General features: G+C 74.6%; 17 protein-coding genes. 13 read left to right on the plus strand and 4 right to left on the minus strand.

Translation table 11 applies throughout. The features are described from left to right. The first annotated feature begins 83 nt into the window (after positions 1-83). The gene (locus tag OO57_RS32720; protein ID WP_033256388.1) at positions 84-1,364 is read left to right on the plus strand and encodes a hypothetical protein; all 1,281 of its coding nucleotides are present in this window, start codon (positions 84-86) and stop codon (positions 1,362-1,364) included. Positions 1,365-1,374: 10 nt separating this feature from the next. On the opposite strand, the gene OO57_RS32725 is transcribed toward OO57_RS32720, so the two are convergent. Next, positions 1,375-2,694: a glutamine synthetase family protein gene (locus OO57_RS32725; protein ID WP_081974127.1), complete on the minus strand. Its 1,320-nt coding sequence runs from the start codon at positions 2,692-2,694 to the stop codon at positions 1,375-1,377. A gap of 251 nt (positions 2,695-2,945) precedes the next feature. On the opposite strand from OO57_RS32725, the gene OO57_RS32730 reads away from it, so the two are divergent. The 11 genes from OO57_RS32730 to OO57_RS32780 all read left to right on the plus strand — a co-directional run bounded on the left by OO57_RS32730 (position 2,946) and on the right by OO57_RS32780 (position 17,334). Further along, entirely contained in the window at positions 2,946-3,587 is a 642-nt protein-coding gene (locus OO57_RS32730) for a TetR/AcrR family transcriptional regulator (protein WP_033256389.1), read from the plus strand. 120 nt (positions 3,588-3,707) lie between these two features. Continuing rightward, positions 3,708-5,201, plus strand: coding sequence for an MFS transporter (locus OO57_RS32735; protein WP_033256390.1), 1,494 nt, complete (start codon positions 3,708-3,710; stop codon positions 5,199-5,201). Positions 5,202-5,891: 690 nt separating this feature from the next. After that, the gene (locus OO57_RS32740; RefSeq protein ID WP_033256391.1) at positions 5,892-7,667 is read left to right on the plus strand and encodes a 3-hydroxyacyl-CoA dehydrogenase family protein; all 1,776 of its coding nucleotides are present in this window, start codon (positions 5,892-5,894) and stop codon (positions 7,665-7,667) included. Positions 7,668-7,873: 206 nt separating this feature from the next. Beyond that, positions 7,874-8,776 carry a TetR family transcriptional regulator gene (locus tag OO57_RS32745; protein WP_033256392.1) on the plus strand — a complete coding sequence of 301 codons (903 nt, stop codon included), beginning with the start codon at positions 7,874-7,876 and terminating at the stop codon, positions 8,774-8,776. Positions 8,777-9,154: 378 nt separating this feature from the next. Continuing rightward, positions 9,155-10,492, plus strand: a complete 1,338-nt coding sequence (ccrA, locus tag OO57_RS32750) for a crotonyl-CoA carboxylase/reductase (protein ID WP_033256393.1) — start codon at positions 9,155-9,157, stop codon at positions 10,490-10,492. Continuing rightward, positions 10,492-12,516, plus strand: coding sequence for a protein meaA (locus tag OO57_RS32755; RefSeq protein WP_033256394.1), 2,025 nt, complete (start codon positions 10,492-10,494; stop codon positions 12,514-12,516). Before ccrA ends, OO57_RS32755 begins: the two co-directional genes overlap by 1 nt. Before the next feature lie 21 nt (positions 12,517-12,537). Continuing rightward, the gene (locus tag OO57_RS32760) at positions 12,538-13,500 is read left to right on the plus strand and encodes an HpcH/HpaI aldolase/citrate lyase family protein (protein ID WP_033256395.1); all 963 of its coding nucleotides are present in this window, start codon (positions 12,538-12,540) and stop codon (positions 13,498-13,500) included. Between the two features lie 9 nt (positions 13,501-13,509). Continuing rightward, complete coding sequence (locus OO57_RS32765) at positions 13,510-14,007, plus strand: MaoC family dehydratase (protein ID WP_033256396.1); 498 nt, start codon at positions 13,510-13,512, stop codon at positions 14,005-14,007. A 150-nt stretch (positions 14,008-14,157) separates the two neighbouring features. Then, complete coding sequence (locus OO57_RS32770) at positions 14,158-15,360, plus strand: acyl-CoA dehydrogenase family protein (RefSeq protein WP_033256397.1); 1,203 nt, start codon at positions 14,158-14,160, stop codon at positions 15,358-15,360. A gap of 431 nt (positions 15,361-15,791) precedes the next feature. Beyond that, positions 15,792-16,469, plus strand: a complete 678-nt coding sequence (locus OO57_RS32775; protein WP_033256398.1) for a phosphatidylserine decarboxylase — start codon at positions 15,792-15,794, stop codon at positions 16,467-16,469. 13 nt (positions 16,470-16,482) lie between these two features. After that, the gene (locus tag OO57_RS32780; protein WP_033256399.1) at positions 16,483-17,334 is read left to right on the plus strand and encodes a CDP-alcohol phosphatidyltransferase family protein; all 852 of its coding nucleotides are present in this window, start codon (positions 16,483-16,485) and stop codon (positions 17,332-17,334) included. 79 nt (positions 17,335-17,413) lie between these two features. On the opposite strand, the gene OO57_RS32785 is transcribed toward OO57_RS32780, so the two are convergent. Together OO57_RS32785 and OO57_RS32790 are read right to left on the minus strand one after the other, a co-directional pair. Next, a complete protein-coding gene (locus OO57_RS32785) occupies positions 17,414-18,853 on the minus strand; it encodes a hypothetical protein (protein ID WP_234337608.1) in 1,440 nt (479 codons plus the stop codon). Positions 18,854-19,133: 280 nt separating this feature from the next. Then, complete coding sequence (locus OO57_RS32790; protein ID WP_033256404.1) at positions 19,134-20,255, minus strand: alpha/beta hydrolase family protein; 1,122 nt, start codon at positions 20,253-20,255, stop codon at positions 19,134-19,136. Between the two features lie 165 nt (positions 20,256-20,420). Between OO57_RS32790 and OO57_RS32795 the strand changes: the two genes are divergently transcribed. After that, positions 20,421-21,194, plus strand: a complete 774-nt coding sequence (locus OO57_RS32795) for a hypothetical protein (RefSeq protein ID WP_033256400.1) — start codon at positions 20,421-20,423, stop codon at positions 21,192-21,194. Here OO57_RS32795 and OO57_RS32800 read toward each other — a convergent pair. Continuing rightward, entirely contained in the window at positions 21,185-24,523 is a 3,339-nt protein-coding gene (locus tag OO57_RS32800) for a hypothetical protein (protein WP_033256401.1), read from the minus strand. The two genes, OO57_RS32795 and OO57_RS32800, sit on opposite strands and share 10 nt — an antisense overlap. Positions 24,524-24,729: the final 206 nt, after the last annotated feature.

Genomic DNA, 24,729 nt, shown 5'->3' on the forward strand with positions numbered 1-24,729 from the left:
ACCCCCCCCGCCCCCTCGCGGTCCTCCCCCCCCCCCCCCTCCCCGCCCCTCCCCGCCCCATCAGACAGAGACGGTGATCACGCATGTCCGCACGCCCCGACCACGACGACGCGCACGACGACATCTGGGCACCGGGGCCCGGGCCCGGTGAGGAGGAGGCCCTGCTGCGGGCCTTCCGCGAGACCGGCGGGCAGTTCCTCGCCGACACCCCGCGGCTGGTCGAGGCGGGGGCCGTCCGGGGCCGTCGGCGGCGGCGCGGGCAGCTCTCCGCGCTGGCGGGCGCGGCCGCGCTGGTGCTGGCGGTGGGCGCGCTCACCGCGGTCGCGCGGCCGGACGGGCACCCCGCCCTGGCCGTCGGCCCGGCCGCGCCGGGGGCCTCGCGGGTGCCGCCCCCGGCGGGGGCGTCCGATGCGTCCGGGGGGACGGCCGCGGACGCGGCGCTGCCGGAGGAGCTGCACACGGTGTCGGTGCTGGGCCGGTTGCTGCCGCCGGGGGTGCGGATCGTCCGGTCGTCCGGTTCGACGCACGGGCCGGGCACCGTCCCGAACAGCGAGGCGACGGCGTACCTGCTGGTGGACAACGGGCACGGCCGGAGCAAGTTGTCGGTGTCGGTCGGCAACGCCGGGTGGGAGAAGGCGCTGGGCGGTTGCCCCACCGGGCAGGTCGTGGGCTGGGCGTGCCACGAGGTGCCCGACGCCGTCGGCGGGAGGATGTTCGTCAGCACCTGGGGCCCGGCCCCGTCCGCCGCCTCGGGCGGGCCCGTCTCCCACGACGTGCGGCTGGAGGACCCGGACGGGCTCCGGGTCGTCCTCCACTCCTCCCAGGAGGAGTGGACCGACGGCGGCCCGGCGTCCGGCGCCGACGCGCTGCTGACGGTGGACCAGCTGACCGCCATCGCCGCGGACCCGGCCTGGCGCTCCGTGCTGGGCACGCTGACCCGGGTGCCGAAGGACACCCGCCCGACGCCGGAGGTCCGGCTGCCGGACCTGGTGCCGACCGGCCTGAATGTCAAGACCTTCTCGGGCACCTGGTCCCAGCAGTACGCGACGCTCGCCGACGGCACCCGGGAGGTGGACCTGACGGTGCAGGTCGCGCAGGCCGACCGGGTGACGCGCAGCTGGTTCGCGCGGGCCCCGGTGCTCGCCGACGGCAGCCGGGTCCGCACGGCGGCCGACCGTCCCGTCCCGTACGCGCAGGGCGCGACCGAGACGGTGGTGGCGGTGCTGCGGCCGGACGGCCTGCTGCTGCGCGTCACCGCGCTCGACCCGGCGGGGGCGGGCGTCCTGCTGACCCGGGAGCAGGTGGAGGCGGTGGCGCTGTCGCCGTCCTGGTCGGCGCTGGACGCGCACTCACCGACGAAGTAGACCGGGCAGACTAGTAGCGGTAGCGGACGGCCTCGACGAGCTGCTCGTCGCTCAGCCCGGCGAAGCGGGCGATCTCGGCCTCCCGGACGTCGATGACGGCCTGCCAGAGCGGCTCGCCCAGGGCGGTGCGCAGCACCTCGGACTTGCGCAGGGCGTCGACGGCCTGGCCGAGGGTGGCGGGGAGCCGTTCGGCGGGGCCGTCGGGGGCGGCGGGGTCGCCGGTGGTCTCGGCGGGCAGGCGGAGGGCGTCGCCGAGGCCGGCCAGGCCCGCGGCGAGGACGCCGCCGACGGCGAGGTAGGGGTTGGCGGCGGCGTCGAAGCACTTGACCTCGGCGTTGGCCTGCTCGGGCGCGGAGCCGGTGATCAGGCGGAGGGCGGCCTCCCGGTTCTCCAGGCCCCAGCAGCGGTACGGCCCGGACCAGCGGCCGGGGGCGAGCCGCAGGTAGCTGGCGACGGACGGGGCGCCGAGGGCGAGCAGGGCGGGCAGTTCGGCGAGCACCCCGGCGAGGAAGGCCTCGGCCTCCCGGGTGAGGCCGTGCGGTCCGGGGCCGCCGTGGCCGAGGTTGTGGCCGTCGCGCCAGAGGCTGAGGTGCAGGTGGCCGCCGTTGCCGACGCCGCCGGGGGCGGTGACGGGGGCGAAGCTGGCGCGCAGTCCGTGGCGCAGCGAGACGGCCTGGACGGTGTGCCGGACGAGCAGGGCGGTGTCGGCGGCCTCGACGGGGCCGGTGGGGGCGACGGAGAGTTCGTACTGGCCCTCGGTGTACTCGGGGTGGAGCTGGAGGACGGTGAGCTCCTGTTCGCGCAGGGCGCGCAGCAGGTCGCGCAGGTAGTCGCTGTTGCCGATGAGGCGGCGCATGCCGTAGGCGGGGCCGGGTTCGCCGCCGTCGACGATCCACTCGACCTCGATGCCGGCCCGGACGGTCAGGCCGCGGTCGGCGAGCGCGTCGGCGGTGCGGCGGGCGAACTGGCGCTGGCAGCCGGGGTGGGGCTCGCCCTGCTGGGTCCAGCGGTCGCCGGGGGCCCAGGCCCAGCCGGGCTGGGCGGCGAGGCGGCGCAGGCCGGTGAGGTCGGGGACGAGGCGCAGGTCTCCGGCGGGGCCGCCGGAGGGGGCGAGCGAGTCGTCGACCAGGAAGGCGTCGAAGCAGGGGGCGGCGCCGACGCCCCAGCGGGCGGCGGGTTCGAGGGCGCGGACGGGGACGGTCTTGACCCGGGTGACGCCGGCGTTGTCGACCCAGCTGACGATCACTCCGTCGACGCCCTCGGCCTCGATCCGGGTGGCGGCCACCCGGGCCTCGGCGGCGCGGTCGGCGCGTGGCTTGGCGGTGCTCATGGACCCATCCTGACCAGGGGTTTCGGTGCGCCCGGGGGAACGCGCCGGGAGGTCACCCGTCGGTGGCGGCGAGAATGTGACGCAGGTCACATCGGATGATGAAATTTCCGGGGAGCAGTTCCCCGTTTAGACATCTGTCCGCAATAAAACGGGGAGACGATCCCCGGTAAGAACCGGTAGAAGTAAGAACCGGTAGAACTGGGAACGGCCGGAACCGACCGGCACCCCTCGTCGCTCGAAGGGAGCGCACCATGACCGTCGTCACCACCGCCGCTCCCGTCCGGCGCGCGGACGCGGCCCGCAACCGGGCCCGCATCGTCGCCGCGGCCCGGGAGGCCTTCGTCGAGCACGGGGCGATGGCCCCGCTGGACGAGATCGCCCGCCGGGCCGGGGTCGGCAACGCCACGCTCTACCGGAACTTCGCCGACCGCCAGACCCTGATCCACCAGGTCTCCATCGCCGTGATGGAGCGGATCGTGGCGCACGCGCACGCGGCCACCGCGGAGGAGCCCGACTCCTTCGCGGCGTTCAGCCGCTTCGCGCACGCCGCGGCCGAGGAGCGGATCGGCGCGCTCTGCCCGCTGCTGTCCGACACGATCGACCTCGAAGAACCCGAACTCGCCGAAGCGCGCGCCGAGATGAAGCAGGTCACCGAGGACCTGATCGCCCGCGCCCAGGCCGACGGCCTGCTCCGCACCGACGTCGGAGCCGGCGACATCGTCGTTGCCATGGCCCAGCTCACCCGACCGCTCCCCGGCTTCGGCTGCCTCGACCTGGACCCGCACGTCCGGCGTCTCCTGCAGTTGCTCCTGGACGGCCTGCGGGCTCCCGCGCCGTCCGTGCTGCCCGGCCGTGCCGCGACCCTGGAGGACCTCACGCCCCGCGCCGCCTGACACCGCAAGGCACCCGGGGCGGCACGCGCCCCTCACCGGACCTCACCGCGGGACGCCCCGCCACGGGCCGCGGTCCCGCACGCATTCCGTACGCTCTCGCACACACAAGTGGGTACCTCCATGTCTGAAACCCTCCAGCCGGACCCGCGCCGGTGGAAGGCGCTCGTCTTCATCGCCCTCGCGCAACTGATGGTCGTGCTCGACGCGACCGTGGTGAACATCGCGCTCCCCGACGCCAAGAAGAGCCTCGGCTTCGCCGACAGCACCACCCAGTGGGTGATCACCGCCTACGCGCTGGCCTTCGGCGGCCTGCTGCTGTTCGGCGGCCGGGTCGCGGACCTGTGGGGCCGTCGCCGGACCTTCATGGTCGGCCTGGTCGGCTTCGCCGCGGCCTCCGCGCTGGGCGGCGCCGCCGCCAACACCGCGATGCTGCTCGGCGCCCGCGCCCTGCAGGGCGTGTTCGGCGCGCTGCTCGCGCCCGCCGCGCTGTCGCTGCTCGCCGTGATGTTCACCGACGGCAAGGAGCGCGCCAAGGCGTTCGGCATCTACGGCGCGGTGGCCGGCGGTGGCGGTGCGATCGGCCTGATCCTGGGCGGCGCACTCACCGAGTACCTGAACTGGCGCTGGACCTTCTACGTCAACATCCCGTTCGCCGTGGTCGCCATCGTCGGTGCGGTGATGGTCATCCGCGAGCCCGCGGTCGGCCTGAACCGCAACCGCCTCGACGTCCCGGGCGTGCTGCTGGTCACCCTCGGCCTGGTCTCCCTGGTGTACGGCTTCACCCGGGCCGAGCAGAAGGGCTGGGGCGACACCAGCACCATCGGCCTGTTCGTCGCCGCCGCCGCGCTGCTCGCCGCGTTCGTGGTCGTCGAGAGCCGGGTCAAGGCCCCGCTGCTGCCGCTGCGCGTGGTCACCGACCGCAACCGCGGCGGTGTCTACCTCTCGCTCGGCATGGCCGTGATCGGCATGTTCGGCCTGTTCCTGTTCCTCACCCTCTACATGCAGGGCGTGCTGGAGTACAAGCCGCTGGTCAACGGCTTCGCCTTCCTCCCGATGGTGGCCGGCATGGTCACCGGCTCCACCCAGATCGGCGCCCGCCTGATGACCCGGGTCCCGGCCCGGTACCTGATGGCGCCCGGTTTCGTGGTCGCCTCGCTCGGCCTGCTGATCCTGACCCAGATCGACGTCGACACCTCGTACTGGCAGATCCTGCCGGGCCTGGTCCTGATGGGCCTCGGCATGGGCACCGCGTTCATGCCCGCGATGAGCCTGGCCACCTACGGCGTCCAGCCGCGGGACGCCGGTGTCGCCTCGGCGATGGTCAACACCTCGCAGCAGGTCGGCGGCGCGATCGGCACCGCGCTGCTGAGCACCGTCGCGCACAGCGCGGGCACCTCGTGGGCCAAGTCCCACGCGGCGGCCGCCGCCACCACCGACCCGAAGCTGTTCGGCCTCCAGGCCCAGGTGCACTCCTACTCGATCGCGATCTGGGCGGCCTTCGGCATCCTGCTGCTGGCGGGCCTGACCGCGGGCGTCCTGATCAACGCCGGCAAGCCGGAGCACCACGCGGAGGGCGCCGACGCCGAGGACGCCGTCCCGGTCATGGCGCACTGACACGCCGACGCACTGACGCACCACACGCGAACGGCCCGCCCGGAACCCTCCGGGCGGGCCGTTCGGCGTTTCAGCGTGCGCAACGCTTGGGCTCCTCGGTGTCGAGGGTGACGTTCACCGGCTCCGGCAGCTCCACCGCGTGCCCGTGGACCAGCGTCACGACGCTCCGGTACCGCCCGCCCTCCCGCCGGGGGTTTCACCCCGAGCCGTCCGGCGACGGACGCGAGGACCACGCCCTGCTGCTCGGCCGCTCCGGCGACGGGCGGGAACTGCTCGGACCGCACCTGCGGTCGGTCGCCACGGCGCCCACGGTAGGGGCTCCCGGGTCCGTCGACGGGCCGCCGTGGCGCGTTCGCCCCTTCCTACCCGTCGGTAGCTGGGCTACAGTGTCGGCACGCGCCAGCGCCGGGCTTCGGGAGCCGCACCGGCAGGCTGCGTTCTCTTCTCCTGTGTGCGCGTCGGCGTCGCTCCATGACCTGGTCGGAGCGCCTGAGCACCACGGCACTGCCCCGCAGACGGAACCGGAGCGGACCGGTCCGTACCGCGGGGTGCCGCTGTTCTTCTTCCGTTCCCGTTTCTCCCGTGCCGTCGGCACACCCTCCCCCGTCACACCCTCCGTCCGGGTTCGCGCTGTCGCGGCCGGGCGGTGGCGGGGGCCGCGGCGCGGGCCCATGACAAGGAGTCAGGACTATGGAGCGTCCCTTCCCCACTGTCGCCGTGGTCGGCCTGGGCACCATGGGTGCCGGGGTGGCCGTGGCCCTCGCGCGCAGCGGGCGCCGGGTGATCGGCGTGGAGGCCGGTCCGACGCAGGCGCTGCGGGCGCTGGACCGGATCGAGGCGTCGACCGCGCGGGCGGTCGAGCGCGGGCGGCTGGAGGCCGGCGAGCGGGCGGCGCTGCTGGCGCTGATCGAGGTCGGCGACGACCTGACCGCGGCGGCGCAGGCCGACCTGGTGGTCGAGGAGGTCCCGGAGGACCTGGAGCTGAAGCGTGCGCTCTTCGCCGAGCTGGACCGGATCTGCCCGCCGGAGACGGTGCTGGCGACGGGGACGACGGCGCTGAGCGTGACCCGGATCGCGGCGGCGACCGCCCGTCCGGAGCGGGTGCTGGGCGTGCACTTCTTCAACCCGGTGCACACGATGCGCCTGGTGGAGGTGGTCCGCACGGTGCTGACGTCCGCCCAGGCGGCCGAGCAGGTCGCCGAGTTGGCGCGCGACCTGGGCAAGGAGCCGGTGGCGGCGGGCGACCGGGCGGGCTTCATCGCCAACGGCCTGCTGTTCGCGTACCTGAACCAGGCGGCGGCGATGTTCGAGTCCCGGTACGCGACCCGGGAGGACATCGACGCGGCGATGCGGCTGGGCTGCGGCCTGCCGATGGGCCCGCTGGCGCTGCTGGACCTGATCGGGATCGACACCGCCCGCACGGTGCTGGAGGCGATGTACGCGCAGTCCGGGGACCGGCTGCACGCCCCGGCGCCGGTGCTGGGGCAGCTGGTCGCGGCGGGCCTGCTGGGCCGCAAGTCGGGCCGCGGCTTCTACGCGTACGAGGCGCCGGGCTCCTCGAAGGTGGTCGCGGAGGAGCGGTCGGACGTGCAGCCGCGGGCGGCCGGGCGCGAGGTGCGCAGCATCGGCGTGTGCGGCAGCGGGACGATGGCGACCGGCATCGTGGAGGTCTTCGCGAAGGCGGGCCTCCCGGTGCTGCTGGCGGCCCGCAGCCAGGAGAAGGCGGAGCGGGCGAAGGCGCAGCTGGCGCGGTCGCTGGAGCGGTCGGTGGCCAGGGGCCGCCTGTCGGAGCAGGACCGGGACGCGGCGCTGGCGCTGGTGACGCCGACCGGCTCGTACCGGGACCTGGCGGAGGTCGACCTGGTGGTGGAGGCGGTGGCGGAGGACCTGGCGGTCAAGCGCGAGCTGTTCGCCGCCCTGGACGAGGCGGTCAAGCCGGGTGCGGTGCTGGCGACCACGACCTCCTCGCTGCCGGTGGTCTCGTGCGCGACGGCGACCTCCCGGCCGCGGGACGTGGTCGGGATGCACTTCTTCAACCCGGCGCCCGCGATGAAGCTGGTGGAGGTGGTCTCGACGGTGCTGACCGCCGAGGACGCCACGGCGACGGTGCTGGAGCTGTGCGCGAAGGTGCGCAAGCACCCGGTGGAGTGCGGCGACCGGGCCGGTTTCATCGTGAACGCGCTGCTGTTCCCGTACCTGAACGACGCGGTGCGGATGCTGCAGGAGCACTACGCGACGGTGGACGACATCGACACCGCGATGAAGCTGGGCTGCGGCTACCCGATGGGCCCGTTCGAGCTGCTGGACGTGGTGGGGCTGGACGTGTCGCTGACCATCGAGCAGGTGCTGCACCAGGAGTTCCGGGAGCCGGGGCTGGCGGCGGCTCCGCTGCTGGAGCACCTGGTCGCGGCAGGCTGCCTGGGGCGCAAGACGGGGCGTGGTTTCCGTGACCACGCACGGCGATGACCGGCCGTCCGGTGCCCGCGCCGACGCCCGCGCCGGGGGGCCGTCCGTCGCCCGCGAGTGGGGTCAACCCGCTTGCGGCCAAGCCACCTTGGGGTACGGGGGCGGTCGCCTCGCGGTGGCCGCGGCCCGCCGTGGCGCCGCCGGTGGCGCCGGTGCGGCGGGGCAGGCCGGACGGCGGCGCACCCGGTGCGTGTAGCGTTCCGGGCATGGATCGCCAGACCTCGTCTCCCCCGCCGCAGCCGCCGGCCGCCGGGCCCGACCAGTCGCGTGCGGGTGCGGAGTCCGGGCCGGGCAGTCGCCGGGCCGCCGCCCAGCGCCTGCAGATGCGCCAGGACCTCACCGCCGCGGCGATGGAGCTGTTCGCCACCCAGGGCTACGAGGAGACGACGGTCGACCAGATCGCGGCCGCGGCCGGGGTGGCCCGGCGGACCTTCTTCCGGTACTTCCGGTCGAAGGAGGAGGCGATCTTCCCGGACCACGACGACACCCTGGTGCGGGTGGCGGACCTGCTGGCCAGCGCCGACGCCGAGGAGCACCCGCTGGACGTGGTGTGCCGCGGCATCAAGGAGGTGCTGCGGATGTACGCCTCCACGCCGGAGATGTCGGTGGCCCGCTACCAGCTGATCCGGCAGGTCCCGGCGCTGCGCGAGCGCGAGATCGCGGTGGTCTCCCGGTACGAGCGGCTGTTCACCCGCTACCTGCTGGGCCGGTTCGACGCGGCCGAGCAGACGCCGCCGGGCTGGCAGCGCGGCGGGGACGACGACTCGATGCTGGCGGAGGTGTCGGCGGCGGCGGTGGTCGCGGCGCACAACCACGTGCTGCGGCGCTGGCTGCGGGCCGGCGGGCACGGCGACGTGGAGGCGCAGCTGGACCACTCCTTCGGGGTGATCCGGGGGACGTTCTGGCCGACCCCGCCGAGCGGGGCGCGCCGCCGCGGCGCGACCCTGGCACCCGGTGCCAGTGGTGAGGGTGGGGAAGCCGAGGCGGTGAGCGCACTGAGTGCCAGTCCGGGCGGTGAGGTGCTGATCACAGTCGCCCGGACGGACGCACCGCTGGATGCGGTGGTGGATTCCATCAGAGCCGCCCTGGCCGGGAGAACTCCCGCGTAATCCAGGCGCTTTCCGCAGATCACCGACGATTTCGAAGGCCCGTTCCCGGTTTCGGGGGCGGGCCTTCGGCACGTCCGGGCCGCCCCTGTACGGCGTGTCCTTGCTCACGCCAGAACTTGGCACCCCGTGTCTTTACGAGTGGCACAGGGTGCCACTACGGTGTTCCCACCGGCTGCGGCGCCGCGGCTCCCCACCTCGGCGCGCCGTCTTCCGGCGTCCCCCACCGAGGGGGCGTGAACCAGCACCACCCACGCGACACCACCCAACCGTCGCACCAGCCAAGCACCACCCCCAGACCCTCAACGCGAAGCCGGTGTCCGCTCCCGGCTCCCCCAGACGCCCTGTGTCCCTCGCACAGGTACGCCTTCGGAGGCAGCCATGCAGGAAATTCTCGACGCGATCCTCAGCGGCGACGCCACGTCCGCCGACTACGCCGCCCTGGCGCTGCCCGAGTCCTACCGGGCGGTGACGCTCCACAAGGACGAGGAGCAGATGTTCGCCGGCCTGGACAGCCGGGACAAGGACCCGCGCAAGTCGCTCCACCTGGACGACGTGCCGCTGCCCGAACTCGGCCCCGGCGAGGCCCTGGTGGCCGTGATGGCCAGCTCCGTCAACTACAACACGGTGTGGAGCTCGATCTTCGAACCGGTCTCCACCTTCGGCTTCCTGGAGCGCTACGGCCGCCTCTCGCCGCTGACCGCGCGCCACGACCTGCCGTACCACGTGCTCGGCTCCGACCTGGCGGGCGTGGTGCTGCGCACCGGCGCCGGGGTCAACGCCTGGAAGCCCGGCGACGAGGTCGTCGCGCACTGCCTGTCGGTCGAGCTGGAGTCCCCCGACGGCCACAACGACACGATGATGGACCCGGAGCAGCGGATCTGGGGCTTCGAGACCAACTTCGGCGGCCTGGCCCAGATCGCCCTGGTGAAGACCAACCAGCTGCTGCCCAAGCCCAGGCACCTGACCTGGGAGGAGGCCGCCTCCCCGGGCCTGGTCAACTCCACCGCCTACCGGCAGCTGGTCTCGCGCAACGGCGCGGGCATGAAGCAGGGCGACAACGTGCTGATCTGGGGGGCGAGCGGCGGCCTCGGCTCGTACGCCACCCAGTACGCGCTGGCGGGCGGCGCGACCCCGATCTGCGTGGTCTCCAGCCCCCAGAAGGCGGAGATCTGCCGGGCGATGGGCGCCGAGGCGATCATCGACCGCAGCGCCGAGGGCTACAGGTTCTGGAAGGACGAGCAGAACCAGGACCCGCGCGAGTGGAAGCGCCTGGGCTCGAAGATCCGCGAGTTCACCGGCGGCGAGGACGTGGACATCGTCTTCGAGCACCCGGGCCGGGAGACCTTCGGCGCCTCGGTGTACGTCACCCGCAAGGGCGGCACCATCGTGACCTGCGCCTCCACCTCCGGCTACATGCACCAGTACGACAACCGCTACCTGTGGATGTCGCTCAAGCGGATCGTCGGCTCGCACTTCGCCAACTACCGCGAGGCCTTCGAGGCCAACCGCCTGGTCGCCAAGGGGAAGATCCACCCGACCCTGTCCAAGGTCTACGCGCTGGAGGAGACCGGCCAGGCCGCGCTGGACGTGCACCACAACAAGCACCAGGGCAAGGTCGGCGTCCTGTGCCTGGCCCCGCAGGAGGGCCTGGGCGTGCGGAACCACGAGCTGCGCGAGCAGCACCTGACCAAGATCAACGCCTTCAGGAACGTCTGATGGCCGCTCAGGAACGCGACCGCCCCTGGCTGATGCGCACCTACGCCGGGCACTCCACCGCGAGCGACTCCAACGCGCTGTACCGGCGCAACCTCGCGAAGGGGCAGACCGGCCTGTCGGTGGCCTTCGACCTGCCGACCCAGACCGGCTACGACTCCGACCACGTCCTCGCCCGCGGCGAGGTCGGCCGGGTCGGCGTGCCGGTCGGGCACCTGGGCGACATGCGGACCCTGTTCGACGGGATCCCGCTGGAGCGCACCAACACCTCGATGACCATCAACGCCACCGCCATGTGGCTGCTGGCGCTGTACCAGGTGGTCGCCGAGGAGCAGGGCGCGGACGTCGCCGAGCTGACCGGCACCACCCAGAACGACATCGTCAAGGAGTACCTGTCGCGCGGGACGCACGTCTTCCCGCCCGGCCCGTCGGTGCGCCTGATCACCGACATGATCGCCTACACGGTGGCGCACCTCCCGAAGTGGAACCCGATCAACATCTGCAGCTACCACCTGCAGGAGGCCGGGGCGACGCCCGTCCAGGAGATCGCGTACGCGATGTGCACCGCGATCGCCGTGCTGGACGCCGTCCGCGACTCCGGGCAGGTTCCGGCCGAGCGGATGGGCGAGGTGGTCGGCCGGATCTCCTTCTTCGTGAACGCGGGCGTCCGCTTCGTCGAGGAGATGTGCAAGATGCGGGCCTTCAACCGGCTGTGGGAGAAGGTCACCCGGGAGCGCTACGGCGTCGAGGACGCCAAGCAGCGCCGCTTCCGCTACGGCGTGCAGGTCAACTCGCTGGGCCTGACCGAGGCGCAGCCGGAGAACAACGTCCAGCGGATCGTGCTGGAGATGCTGGCCGTCACGCTCTCCAAGGACGCCCGCGCGCGGGCCGTCCAACTCCCGGCCTGGAACGAGGCGCTGGGCCTGCCGCGGCCGTGGGACCAGCAGTGGTCGCTGCGGATCCAGCAGGTGCTGGCGTACGAGTCGGACCTGCTGGAGTACGGCGACCTGTTCGACGGCTCGCACGTGGTCGAGGCGAAGACCGCCGAACTGCTGGCGGGCGCCGAGGCGGAGATCGCCAAGGTGCTGGGGATGGGCGGGGTGATCCCGGCCGTCGAGTCCGGCTACCTGAAGTCGAACCTGGTGGCCTCGCACGCCGAGCGGCGGGCGCGGATCGAGGCGGGCGAGGACCGGATCGTCGGCGTCAACTGCTTCGAGGGCACCGAGGAGAGCCCGCTCACCGCGGACCTGGACACCGCCATCATGGTGGTCGACCCGGCGTCCGAGCGCTCGGTGCTGGCCCACCTGGACGCCTGGCGGGCCGGGCGCGACGAGGCCGCGGTGCAGGCCGCGCTGGCCCGGCTGAAGGCGGCGGCGGCCACCGAGGAGAACCTGATGGACGCCACCCTGGCCTGCGCCCGGGCCGGCGCCACCACCGGCGAGTGGTCGTTCGCGCTGCGCGAGGTGTTCGGCGAGTACCGGGCGCCCACCGGCGTCGGCGGCGCCCCGGTCGCGGTCGCGGCCGAGCCGGGCGGCGAACTCGCCGCCGTGCGGGAGGCGGTGGCCGCCACCGCGGCCGAGCTCGGCACCGGCAAGCTGCGGCTGCTGGTCGGCAAGCCCGGCCTGGACGGGCACTCCAACGGCGCCGAGCAGATCGCCGTCCGGGCCCGCGACGCCGGGTTCGAGGTGGTCTACCAGGGCATCCGCCTGACGCCCGAGCAGATCGTCTCGGCGGCCGTCGCCGAGGACGTGCACTGCGTGGGCCTGTCCATCCTCTCCGGGGCGCACCCGGAGCTTGTGCCCGACGTCATACAGCGGCTGGGCCGGGCCGGGGTGGAGGATGTGCCGGTGATCGTGGGCGGAATCATCCCGGCAGCGGACGCGGAGGCCCTGCGGGCCGCCGGTGTCGCCGCCGTGTTCACCCCCAAGGACTTCGGCATCACCACCATCATCGGCCGGATCGTGGACGAGATCCGGCTGGCCAACAGGCTCCAGCCCCAGGTCCCGGCCACCGCCGCGACCAGCTGACCCGGAAGGAACACCCTCCTCATGACGACCGTGAACCGCCTCCGTCCGCGCCGTTCCTGCCTGGCCGTGCCGGGCAGCAACCCGCGCTTCCTGGAGAAGGCCCAGGGCCTGCCGGCCGACCAGGTCTTCCTCGACCTGGAGGACGCCTGCGCCCCGCTGGTCAAGGAGAGCGCCCGCCACCACATCGTGGACGCCCTCAACAACGGCGACTGGAGCGGCAAGACCCGGGTCGTCCGGGTCAACGACTGGACCACGCACTGGACCTACCGGGACGTGATCACCGTCGTCGAGGGCGCCGGGCCCAACCTGGACTGCATCATGCTGCCCAAGGTCCAGGACGCCGAGCAGGTGGTCGCGCTCGACCTGCTGCTCACCCAGATCGAGAAGACCGTCGGCCTGGAGGTCGGCCGGATCGGCATCGAGGCGCAGATCGAGAACGCCAAGGGCCTGGTCAACGTCGACGCGATCGCCGCCGCCTCGCCCCGGCTGGAGACCATCATCTTCGGCCCGGCCGACTTCATGGCGTCCATCAACATGAAGTCCCTGGTGGTCGGCGAGCAGCCGCCCGGCTACGGCGCCGACGCCTACCACTACATCCTGATGCGCATCCTGATGGCCGCCCGCGCCAACGACCTCCAGGCCATCGACGGCCCCTACCTGCAGATCCGCAACCAGGAGGGCTACCGCGAGGTGGCCCGCCGCTCGGCCGCGCTCGGCTTCGACGGCAAGTGGGTGCTGCACCCGGACCAGGTCGCCGCCGCCAACGAGGTCTACTCGCCCTCCCAGGACGACTACGACCACGCCGAGCTGATCCTGGACGCCTACGACTGGTGCACCTCGGAGGCGGGCGGCGCCAAGGGCTCGGCGATGCTCGGCGACGAGATGATCGACGAGGCCAGCCGCAAGATGGCCCTGGTCATCGCGGGCAAGGGCCGCGCCGCGGGCATGGAGCGCACCACCAAGTTCGAGATCCCCGAGAGCTGAGGCCCCGTCATGCAGTTCGGACGCACCTACGAGGAGTTCGAGGTCGGCGCGGTCTACAAGCACTGGCCCGGCAAGACCGTCACCGAGTACGACGACCACCTGTTCTGCCTGCTCACCATGAACCACCACCCGCTGCACCTGGACGCCAACTACGCGACCACCACCGTGCAGGGCCGCAACGTCGTGGTCGGCAACTACGTCTACTCGCTGCTGCTCGGCATGTCGGTGCCGGACGTCTCCGGCAAGGCCATCGCCAACCTGGAGATCGAGTCGCTGCGCCACGTCGCGCCGACCTTCCACGGCGACACGCTGTACGGCGAGACCACGGTTCTCGACAAGCACATGACATCGAAGCCGGATCGCGGCATCGTGTACGTCGAGACCAAGGGGTACAAGCAGGACGGCACCGTCGTCTGCACCTTCCGCCGCAAGGTGATGGTGCCGACCGCGACGTACGTGCAGGAGCGCGGCGGGGAGCAGCCCGGCCGCCCCGAACCGCTCGCCTGACCCCCCCAGAGCCCCGGACGGGCCGGGCCGCCGTCATCGGCCCTGGCTCCTACCCGGTTCCCGGGGGCTCCGCGGCAGCCACGCGCCGCGGAGCCCCCCAACCCCACCCTCGAACACCCCCACCCTCACGAGCATTCACGGAGCCGCACGATGGGACGCCTCGCACAGACCGACGGCCTCACCGAGATCCAGCGGGACATCCTCGCCACCGTGCGGGAGTTCGTCGACAAGGAGATCATCCCGGTCGCCACCGAACTGGAGCACCGGGACGAGTACCCGACCGCCATCGTCGAGGGCATGAAGCAGCTCGGCCTGTTCGGGCTGACCATCCCCGAGGAGTACGGCGGCCTCGGCGAGTCGCTGCTCACCTACGCCCTGGTGGTGGAGGAGATCGCCCGCGGCTGGATGTCGGTCTCCGGCATCGTCAACACCCACTTCATCGTGGCGCACATGATCGCCGCGCACGGCACCCCGGAGCAGAAGGAGTACTTCCTGCCCAGGATGGCGGCCGGCGAACTGCGCGGCGCCTTCTCGATGTCCGAGCCGGGCCTCGGCTCCGACGTCTCGGCGATCTCCACCAAGGGCGTCAGGGACGGCGAGCACTACGTCCTGAACGGCCAGAAGATGTGGCTGACCAACGGCGGCACCTCCAGCGTCGTCGCGGTGCTGTGCAGGACCGACGAGGGCGGCAGCACCCCGTACAAGAACATGACCACCTTCCTGGTCGAGAAGACCCCCGGCTTCGGGCCGAACCCGACGGTGCCCGGCCTGACCGTGCCCGGCAAGATCGAGAAGATGGGCTACAAGGGCGTCGACACCACAGAGCTGGTGCTGCAGGACGTCCGCGTCCCGGCCGACCGGGTCCTCGGCGGCGTCCCGGGCAAGGGCTTCTACCAGATGATGGACGGCGTCGAGGTCGGCCGGGTCAACGTGGCCGCGCGCGGCTGCGGGGTGGCCCGGCGGGCGTTCGAGCTGGGCATCGCGTACGCGCAGCAGCGGGTCACCTTCGGGAAGAAGATCGCCGAGCACCAGGCGATCCAGTTCAAGCTGGCCGAGATGGCCACCAAGGTCGAGGCCGCGCACCAGATGATGGTGATGGCCGCCCGCAAGAAGGACAGCGGGCAGCGCAACGACCTGGAGGCCGGGATGGCCAAGTACCTGGCCTCCGAGTACTGCAAGGAGGTCGTCGAGGACTCCTTCCGGATCCACGGCGGCTACGGCTTCTCCAAGGAGTACGAGATCGAGCGGCTGTACCGGGAGGCCCCGATGCTGCTGATCGGTGAAGGTACCGCGGAGATCCAGAAGATGATCGTGGGACGCCGGCTCCTGGAGGAGTACCGGCTCGCCGACTAGGACCGTCCCTCCCGGTGCGGGCGGCGGGCGTGCGGCCCGCCGTCCGCGCCGCGCCGCGACCGCCCCGGCCTGGTCAGCCGGTCCACCGGCGGGAACGGCGCCCGAGGCGGCCGACCGGCGCGTTTCCCCAGGTGCGCGCCGGTCGACCGCCTCCGCACACCGCGTGTCACTCCGCCGTCACTGAGACGTGAATCACCCGTGACACGAGACCTCTTGGGGAACCGCGCCCGCTCCGGTTACGGTCGTATGCATAGCAGGTGCTCGACTCCGCAGGCAGGCGTAGTCCGGCTAGCAGGCGGCTTGCCCAGATACGGGCAGGTCCCGATAGCATCCACCCGGACAGCAGCCGTCCAAACAACTCGATCCCCGCGGTGGCCCCCGTCCAGGGGCCATTCAGTGTCCCCGCGCGGGGCCGCGACTAAAGGTCCTCGATGCCCATCAGCCCGTCCCCTCACACCTCCGCCCAGGGTCCCGGACCCGAGGGTCGGCGTCCCCGCGTGACGATCGCGCGCGGTGCCACCCCCTGGTTCGTCCCCACGCTGGCCACCGCCGCCGTGACGACCGCCCTCACCCGGCGTTCCGGCAAGTGGGCCCTGGCGGCCGTGCCCGCCTGCGCCCTGAGCGCTGGCATGCTGTGGTTCTTCCGCGACCCCGAGCGCGAGATCGGCGCCGGCCGCGTCATCTCCCCGGCGGACGGCGTGGTCCAGTCCATCGACGAGTGGCCGGACGGGCGCACCCGGGTCGCGGTCTTCATGAGCCCGCTCAACGTCCACGTCAACCGCGCGCCGCTGGCCGGCACCGTGACGTCCGTCGAGCACATCGCCGGTGGGTTCGTCCCGGCGTTCAACAAGGACAGCGACCGCAACGAGCGCGTCGTGTGGCACTTCGACACCGAGCTCGGCGACATCGAGATGGTGCAGATCGCGGGTGCTGTGGCCCGCCGCATCGTCCCCTACATGGACGCCGGCACCAAGGTCGAGCAGGGCGAGCGGGTCGGTCTGATCCGCTTCGGCTCGCGCGTCGACACCTACCTGCCGGCGGGCGTCGAGGTCGGCGTCACGGTCGGCCAGAAGACCACCGCCGGGGTGACTCGCCTTGACCGTGACTGATCCGGAAACCCTCATGGAGCTCGACGACGAGGAGTCGACCGAGCTCCGCCGCCGCCGCTGGGCCCGGGACCGCGAACTGCGCGCCCCCCGCTCCCCCCAGCACCTGTCCACCGCCGACTTCCTGACCCTCGGCAACGCCGTCTGCGGCTTCCTGGCGATCTACTCGATCACCACCGGGATCCTCATCCCGCACCTCAGCGACGAGTCCGGCGCGCCGGTCAAGTCCAGCGCCGCCACCGCGGTGACGCTGCTGCTGATCGGCTCCATGTGCGACCTCTTCGACGGCCTGGTGGCGCGCAAGCTGCGCTCCTCCGCGCTCGGCGCCGAGCTCGACAACCTGGCCGACCTGATCAGCTTCGGCATCGCGCCGGCCTACTTCGTCGCGGTGTGGGGCCTGGTCTCCCCCGGCAGCAACCAGCAGCTCTCGGCGTTCATCGCGCTGACCGTGCTGCTCGCCGTGGTGCTGCGGCTGGCCCGCTTCTCGGCGGTCAAGATGCGGCCCGGGATCTTCCAGGGCATGCCCTGCCCGATGGGCGCGATGACCGTGCTGGCCATCGTGCTGCTCGACCCGCCGTTCGTCCCCGGCCTGCTGATGATCTTCGGCGTGGCCTACCTGATGGTCAGCCGGATCGAGTACCCGAAGCCGCAGGGCCTGCTCGCCACCGCGACGCTCGCCTGGATCGTGGTCTCCATCGGCTGCCTCGCCTCCTGGGCGGCGGGCCTGCCCGGCGGCGACACCCTGATGCACATCGGTGCGGTCGCCCAGATCGCGCTGGCCGCGATGGCGCCGCTGCTGGTCATCCGCCGCAAGGTCGGCGAGAAGGTCGGCGTGGTGCGGGCCCGCCGGGCGGAGAACCGGAGCTGAGACCCAGCACGAAAGGAAGCCGCCCTCCCGGAGACGATCCGGGAGGGCGGCTTCCTTCGCGTCAGCGGGCGGGTGCGGCTCAGGCCCCGCCGGTGTGGACGGAGAAGGCGCTGCGGCGGGCGGCGCGGGCCACGGCCGGGTCGGGGTGGACGGAGGCGACGGCGGTCAGGACGCTCGCGGCGCGCGGGTGGCCGGACTGGCGGGCGCGGTTGAACAGGCGGACCGGTTCGCCCGCCGAGGCGCCCTCGACGTGGCCGACCAGCAGCGCGGTCTCGCCGTGGTCGAGGACGGCGGCGGCGGTGTCGACCCACAGCCAGGCGGCGTCCTCCGCGCCGAGCACGTCCGCCGGGGAGACCCCGTCCTCGTCCAGCTGCTCGGCCAACCAGAGCAGCGCGTAGGGGCGCAGCACGGGCTCATCGACGGCGGCCCGCACGCCCTGCTCGGCGGTGGAGCCGGCCACCACGCGCAGCGCCTCGAAGGCGAGGCCGCGGACGAGGGCGTCCTCGCCGCGGGCGGCTTCGAGGAGTTCGGCGACGGCGCGGTCGGCGGGGCGGGCGGCGACCCAGGCGCGGTACTCGGCGCGGGCCGGGCCGGGGGTGTAGTCGGCGCAGGCGCTGAGCAGTTCGACGGCGCTCTGCTCGATGTGGCCGGCGGCGGTCTGCGCGACGGTGCAGATCTCCTCCAGCTTGGCCCGGACGGCCCAGTGGCCGAGCGGGGAGAGCTCGGCGGCCTCGTCGCGGCGGCCGAGCGCGCCGACGGCGGCGAGGCCGTCGAGCATCCAGTCGAGGACGGCGGCGACGTCGGCGGGCGCGTGCGGGGTGTCGATCTGCGGTTCGCGGCAGGTGCCGCGGACGGCGGAGACGGCGAACGCGGCGTGCGGGACGGGCGACAGCGGGAAGGTGCCGGAGCCGGGGCCGAGGCGGCGCTCGTCGAGGCCGCGGCGGAGCAGTTCGAGCAGTTCGCTGTCGGCGACCGGGCCGTCCACCAGGTGCAGGAAGGACAGCAGCTGGGGGGCCTGGTCGACGGCCTGGCCGGCCAGCTGGGCGAAGACGCCGCGCAGGGCGGCGGGCGGGACGGGGGCGAGCAGCGTCCAGGCGTCGAACAGCGCGGACCAGCCGCGGACCACCGCCTCGTCGTCGTGCTCCCAGGCGTGCAGCCGCCAGCCGGGCCCGGCGCCGCCGTCGCGGAGCTCGACCAGGCCGACCAGCAGGGCCTGGCCCCAGGCGTTGGCGGCGGCGCCGACGGTCATCGCGAGGGCGCGGCCGGCGGCGCGGGCGTCGTCGGGGAGGAGTTCGCCGCGCTTGTCGACCTCGGAGAGCTCACCGGCCCAGCGGGCGACGCGGACGGCGTCGGCGAGCATCCGGCGGGCCAGCGGGGCGAGCTCGGAGGGCGCCGGGAAACCGTCGGGGACGGGCACCCGGCCGCGCCCCGGCTTCGCGGGGACCCGGCGGCGGGTGGCGGCGGCGGGTGGGGTGCCCTCCGCACGACCGACGGCCGCCGTTCCGGGCAGACGGGTCACCGTCGCACCGGTGCGGTGGGGCGGGTGCGGGGCATCACGGTCGCGCGGGTTCCGAGACGTCACGCCGTGCAGTCTTCCCCTTGTACGGGCCTTCTGTCACATCGACCGCCGGGCTGTCTCGGCCCGTCGTCCGTACGGCTCGGACGGCGGGGGGACGAGTCGCCGCTAAACGGGACGAATCCCTCCGCTTTTCGACGTGGACATGGCGGATATTGTGACCGCTCCGAGACGGAGACGCGGTACCCGGCGTTCCGGTTCCCGTCCTGCCCGTCAGGAAGTGTCAGAGCAGCGGGGTCAGGAAGCGGCGCAGCGCCTCGGCGTACCCCTGCGGGTCGGCGTTCCACAGCGCGGCGTGCTCGGCGTGCGGCACCGGGTGCAGGCTGACCAGGTCGTCGCGGCCGTCCGCGAGGCGCTGCGCGGCGCTCCACGGGGCCACCGGGTCGTCCGGGCTCTGCAGCAGCAGCGCGGGCGCGGGCAGGTCGGCGCCGGAGGCGATCCGGGCGAAGCCGGCCAGGTCGACGCCGGTGCGGCCCTGCGCGGAGAGCGCCCCCAGCTCGCCCAGGCCGGGCGAGGGCCAGGCCCGGGCGGCCTCCCGGCGGACGGTCTCGGACCAGTCCAGCACCGGGGAGTCCAGCACCACCCCGGCGATCCGGTCCCGCCAGGTGGAGCGGGCCGCGGCGTGCAGCACGATCGTCGCGCCGACCGACCAGCCGTACAGCACCACCTGCCCGGCGCCCTGGGACAGCGCGTACCGGACCGCCACCTCGACGTCCTGCCACTCGGTCTCGCCGAAGTGGCCCAGGCCGTCGGGCGGGGCGGGCGCGTCCCGGTCGCCGCGGTAGCTGACCGTCAGGGTCGGCAGCCGCAGCGCGTGCAGCAGCGGCAGCACCGCCAGGGCCTGCTCGCGGCCGGCGCCCGGGCCGTGCACCAGCAGCACCCAGGTGCCGCGGATGCCCGCGGTGCGCCAGGCCGGGAGGCTGCCGAGCTCGCCGGCCACGGCGACGTCCGCGTAGTCCAGGCCGAGGGCGGTGCGCGGGTCGCCGAGCAGCACCCGCGGGGTGACCCGGACCTCGGTGCCGACCGCGAGCGTCCCGCCGTCGGCGCGCTCCAGCCGCCGGACGACCCGCTCCGCGCCCTGCTCCAGCACCTCGCCGACCACCGCGTGGCCGCCCCCGTCCCACTCCAGCGCGTACGTCCCGCGGCGGCGGGTGTCGGGCGTCGCGGTCAGCGCCACCCGCCCCGGCCCGAGCGCGTGCACCTTCACCGGGACGGGCGCCGACAGCACCTGCCCGCCGCCGGGCCGCACCACCCGGTCGGACACCTTCCGGCCCAGCAGCAGGAACGCCGCCGTTCCGGTCCCTACTGCGGCGGCCGCGACGGCGGCTGCGGTTCCCCAACGCATGGCGGTCTCCCGGGTGCTGGCGGTCCTGTGCTCCCAGTGCACCTGCCCGCGCGGCGGACGGCCATTCGGGGCGGCACCCCGGGTGACGGCCGCCGGCGCCCGACCGGTAGCGTCGCGCTCTTCGCCCGGCCCCGGCCCGGCGGAGTACCCGAAGGCGCAACCGCCATGACCGACCCGCACCTCCGAGCCGCGGAGGACCGCCTCGACGCGGCCCTGCGGCACCTCACCGCCGCCCTGCGGGGCGCCGCCGTGCACCCCGACGCGTACAACTGCCCGTGCCACTGGGGCGGCCCCGAGGACCTCGCCCTGCTCAGGACCCCGGACGCGCCGCTCTCCCCCGAACTGCTGCGGCGGACCTGGCGGCAGGGCGAGTGGAACGACATCGGCGCGGTGCTGCGCCGCGTCCTGCCGCAGCTCGCGGCGGAACTGGCCGACCGCGGCTCCGACTCCTTCGACGACCGGGAGGACATCGGCTACGCGCTCGCCCGGGGCGACTGGCCGCACTGGCCCGCCCAACAGGCCGCCGCGGTGCGGGAGTTCCTGCACGCGCTGTGGAACCACGAACTGCTCGCCCCCGGTGACGCCTGGGACGTGCACCGGACCCTCGAGATGTGCGTCGAGGCCTCCGGGGAGCTCGCCCCCTGGCTCGACACCTGGGCGGCGCTGGACCACCCGTCGGCCGACCGCAGCCTCGCGGAGGCCGTTGCCGTCTGGGACCACGACCTGCTCCGGGACGAGCCCCCCTGGAGCCTGACCTGGCACTACGACCTGAGGGACGCCCTGACCGCCGAACTCTCCGCCTGGCTCACCCGCCACGCCCCCGCCCGCCTCCGGGCCCACGGCGCCCCCGACGGACTGCTCCACCGGGTCCGCCTGCTCGGCCTCACCGGGCCCGACCGCTGGTACGACCCGCACTGGCCGGGCCACCTCTACTCCTGAGCGGGACGGGGCGGGCGGACGGCGTGGGCCCGGTCGCGGACGTCGGCGGCGGGGTGGTGGCGCAGTTCGCGCAGGAGGGCGCGCCAGGGCTCGGGCCAGTGGGCGGCGCTGCCCGCGCCGGTCAGGGCGACGGCGAACAGGCCGGCGGCCAGGGTGCCTTCGGCGGTGAGTCGGCGTGCGGCGTCCAGGGCCGGGGCGTCGGCGGGGAGGGAGGTGCCCAGCGAGTGGCGCAGGGTGGCCGCGAGGTCGGCGGCCAGGGCCGGACGGTCGGGCAGCAGGGCGGCCACCGCGAGGAGGGTGTCGCCGATCTCCGGGTCGGTCACCGCCACGGTGGCGAGCAGCTGCCGGGCGGCCTGGGCGCGCAGGGCGGGGGCGGGCAGCAGGATGGCGGCGACGGCCCGGCGGACCTCCGGGAGGTTCGGGGCGTCCCAGAGGCTGCCCAGCCGGTCCAGCAGCTCGTCCAGCCGCTCCCGGGCGTGCTCGCCCGCCTGCTCGTCCGCCCGGACGGCCCCGGTCAGCGTGGTCAGCAGTCCGGCCAGGACGCTGCCGGGGGCGCAGCCACCGGTCGGGTGCGGGGCGGCGCCGACCGCGATGGCGACCAGGCCGTGGGCGGCAGACTTCCAGCGGTCCGGCCGGTCCGGGTCGTCCGGGTCGTCCGGGGCGAGGACGGCCCGGGCCAGGTCGGCCACCGCCTCGGGCGCGTGCTCGGCCAGTCCGACCAGGCGGCCGCGGGCGACGTGCTCGGCGATGGAGTCGCCCAGGTCGAGCATCCGGACGACCAGGGCGGCGTAGCGGGAGCGGTCGGCGGGCGGCAGGCGGTGCGGCTCGGGGTCGAGGACGCGCAGGCGCTGGAGGGTGCTGCCGCGTTCGACGGTGTCGGCGAGCAGGGCCCAGCGCGCCCCGGTGGCGACCGCGGCCTCGTCGGCGCGGGTGTCGCCGATCCGGTCGGTGGTCTCGGCGGTGGTGACGGTGCGGACGTCGGCGTGCTGCTCGGGTGCCAGGTGGGCGGCAAGCAGCAGTTCCGCGGCGGTCTCGGCGGGCAGGTGGCGGGCGGCCAGCCGGACGGCCTGCTTGCGGCTGGTGACCTTGGCGGCGGCGGGGCCGAGGACGATCGCGCGCAGGGCCGGGGCGAGGGCGTCCGCGGGGGTGTGCCGGGCCGGGCGGTCGGCGGCGTACAGGGCGACCCGGGCCCGGTCGTGACCGGCCAGGGCGAGCAGGTCGGGGAGGACGGAGGCCGGGTCGGCGGTGTGCGGGAGCGCGGCGAGGGCGGTCTCGGCGAGGGCGGTGTCCGGGTCGGCGGCCCAGCGGCGCAGCAGCGCGGTGCCGACGTCGCCGAGCGGGGCGGCGGCCCGCAGGGCGGCGGCGCGCTCCTCGGCAGGGCGGTCCGGGTCGGCGGCGGTGGCGGCCAACCTGCTTGCGGCGTCCTGCTGTTGGCGGGGCGTCCAGCGGTCGGCGGTGGCCGTGTCGGCCTCGGTGAGGTCTCCCGGGAGGAGGGCCAGCAGGTCGGTGCGGACGGCGGTGAGCACGGCGCGGACGGGGGCCGAGCGGGCGGCGGACGGGTCACGGGTGAGCAGGTCGAGCGCGGTGGCGGGGTCGAGGGGCACCAGGTGGTCGAGGGCGCGGCACCGGGCCTCGTCGGTGCCGGTGCGCAGCGCCCGGGCGAGCGGTTCGGCGAGGACGCGCCGGGCGCGGGGGCCGAGCGCGTCGGCGACGGTGAGCAGCAGGGCGGCGTCCGGGGTGGCGGCCGAGTCGCGCAGGAGCGGCCGCAGGGCGTCGAGGACGGCCCGTTCGCGGCCACGGGGCAGGGTGATCCGGGGCGCGCCGGTGCGTTCCAGGGTGCGGGTCGCCCAGGCGGCGAGGGCGGTGCCGGACGGGTGGCGGGCCAGGACGGCCACGGCCGTGTCGGTGAGGCCGGCGCGGGTGTGCTCGGAGCAGTCGCGGGTGGTGAGGGCCTCCTCGGTGAGGCGGTGCAGGTCGGCGGCGTGCCCGTCGTGCAGGACGGGGGCCAGCTCGGCGAGGGCGGACAGCGGGCCCCAGCGGACCGGGTCCTGCTCGTTGCGCAGACGGCGGGCGAGCGTCGGCAGCAGCTCCGACACGGCCGCCGGGTCGCCGGAGCGGGCGGCGTTGCCGATCAGCTCCTCCCAGCCGTAGGCCCGTTCGGTGGGCTCCGGTAGGCGGGTCTCGGCGAGCAGCCGGGGCCGGGCCTCGGCGGGCGGGAGCAGGGCGACCAGGCTCAGCAGGTCGGCGGGGGTCGGGACGGGCGGGGGGCCGGGCGCGGCGAGCCAGTCGGCGAGGTCGCCGTCCTGGTTGCGGCGCAGGCGGTGGATCTCGGCCCGGGCCCGCGGGTACCGGTCGGCGGCGGGCAGCAGGGCGAGCGCCTCCGCGTAGTACCCGACCCGGCGGTAGAGGTCGGCGTACACGCTGTCGTGGAGGGCGGGGCGGCGGGCGGGCGGCAGGGCGCGCAGCAGCACCGGGCCGTGGCCGGGCTGTTGGGCGACGAGGTCGGCCAGCGCGGACGGGTCGGCGGCGGCCAGGCGGCGGGCGACGGCGGGGCGCAGCGCCGTGTCGCGGCGGCTGCGGGCGACGGCGAGCAGCCGGGCCGTGCGGGTGGGGTCCGCGGCGGCCAGGTCCGCGAGCCGGTCGCGCAGGGGCCTCGGCAGCGGCGGGCCGCCGGGGCGCCGTTCCAGCAGGTCGAGCACCCGCAGGGGCAGGTGGCGGGCGGCGGCGGCCAGGGCGTGGACGTGCCGGGACCAGGCGGTCCGGTCGGCGAGCTGCGGTTCGACGGCGTCCAGGACGGCCTGCGGGTGGCGGTGGCCGAGCGCGGCGGTGAAGTCCACGGCGTGGGCGTACGCGGGCAGTTCGGCGGTCACGAAGGCGGCCGAGCAGAGCGGCAGCAGCGGCGCGGCGGCCCGCGGGCCGTGGCTGCGGCTGAGCGCCGCGACCAGCCGTTCGGCGAGCGCGGTGCGCCCGGAGCGGAGGACCGCCGCGACCAGTTCGGCCCGGACGGCCGTCGGCGCGGCCGCCACGGCCTGCGCCACCGCCTCGTCCGGCACCGGGAGTCGGCGGATCGCCCGGTGCGCGTACCTCCGCACCACCGCGTCCGGGTCGGCCAGCCGGGCGGTCAGGTGCGGGGTGTGCCGGCCGGCCAGCGCGGCGAGGGCGGCGAGCCGCCGTTCGTAGCGGCCGCGTTCCGCCAACTCGGCTATCAGGGAGGGTAGTTCGCCGGTGGCGGCCAGGGCGTGCGCGGTGCGGGCGACGGTGCGCAGCCGGTCGGCGTGGGCGAGGGGCTCGACGGCGGCGAGCAGGCGCTCGGCGGGGGTGTCACTCATCGCGGGCGATTCTGGCGGCCCCGGCCGGAGCTCGCACCCCGTTTTCGGCGGCGGTCCTCACGGCCGGCCGCGGTTCGGCGCGGGCGCCGGCGGGGCCGGGGCCCGGCCGTGGGTCCCGGCCGGGCCCCGGCCGTGGGTCTCGAACGACTTCGCGGCCGGTTCTCCTGGTTGGCCTCCGCCGTCGTCGAGCCGAGCCGAGCCGAGCC

The sequence above is a fragment of the Kitasatospora phosalacinea genome (genome assembly GCF_000717185.1).
GTDB lineage: Bacteria > Actinomycetota > Actinomycetes > Streptomycetales > Streptomycetaceae > Kitasatospora > Kitasatospora phosalacinea_A.

Bases quoted from the DNA above. Each gene is read 5' to 3' on its own strand.
- OO57_RS32795 (WP_033256400.1), top strand. From the start codon at position 20,421: ATGACCGACCCGCACCTCCGAGCCGCGGAGGACCGCCTCGACGCGGCC.
- OO57_RS32770 (WP_033256397.1), top strand. From the start codon at position 14,158: ATGGGACGCCTCGCACAGACCGACGGCCTCACCGAGATCCAGCGGGAC.
- OO57_RS32735 (WP_033256390.1), top strand. From the start codon at position 3,708: ATGTCTGAAACCCTCCAGCCGGACCCGCGCCGGTGGAAGGCGCTCGTC.
- OO57_RS32790 (WP_033256404.1), bottom strand. From the start codon at position 20,255: ATGCGTTGGGGAACCGCAGCCGCCGTCGCGGCCGCCGCAGTAGGGACC.
- ccrA (WP_033256393.1), top strand. From the start codon at position 9,155: ATGCAGGAAATTCTCGACGCGATCCTCAGCGGCGACGCCACGTCCGCC.
- OO57_RS32725 (WP_081974127.1), bottom strand. From the start codon at position 2,694: ATGAGCACCGCCAAGCCACGCGCCGACCGCGCCGCCGAGGCCCGGGTG.
- OO57_RS32730 (WP_033256389.1), top strand. From the start codon at position 2,946: ATGACCGTCGTCACCACCGCCGCTCCCGTCCGGCGCGCGGACGCGGCC.
- OO57_RS32800 (WP_033256401.1), bottom strand. From the start codon at position 24,523: ATGAGTGACACCCCCGCCGAGCGCCTGCTCGCCGCCGTCGAGCCCCTC.
- OO57_RS32720 (WP_033256388.1), top strand. From the start codon at position 84: ATGTCCGCACGCCCCGACCACGACGACGCGCACGACGACATCTGGGCA.
- OO57_RS32765 (WP_033256396.1), top strand. From the start codon at position 13,510: ATGCAGTTCGGACGCACCTACGAGGAGTTCGAGGTCGGCGCGGTCTAC.
- OO57_RS32755 (WP_033256394.1), top strand. From the start codon at position 10,492: ATGGCCGCTCAGGAACGCGACCGCCCCTGGCTGATGCGCACCTACGCC.
- OO57_RS32760 (WP_033256395.1), top strand. From the start codon at position 12,538: ATGACGACCGTGAACCGCCTCCGTCCGCGCCGTTCCTGCCTGGCCGTG.
- OO57_RS32780 (WP_033256399.1), top strand. From the start codon at position 16,483: ATGGAGCTCGACGACGAGGAGTCGACCGAGCTCCGCCGCCGCCGCTGG.
- OO57_RS32775 (WP_033256398.1), top strand. From the start codon at position 15,792: ATGCCCATCAGCCCGTCCCCTCACACCTCCGCCCAGGGTCCCGGACCC.
- OO57_RS32740 (WP_033256391.1), top strand. From the start codon at position 5,892: ATGGAGCGTCCCTTCCCCACTGTCGCCGTGGTCGGCCTGGGCACCATG.
- OO57_RS32745 (WP_033256392.1), top strand. From the start codon at position 7,874: ATGGATCGCCAGACCTCGTCTCCCCCGCCGCAGCCGCCGGCCGCCGGG.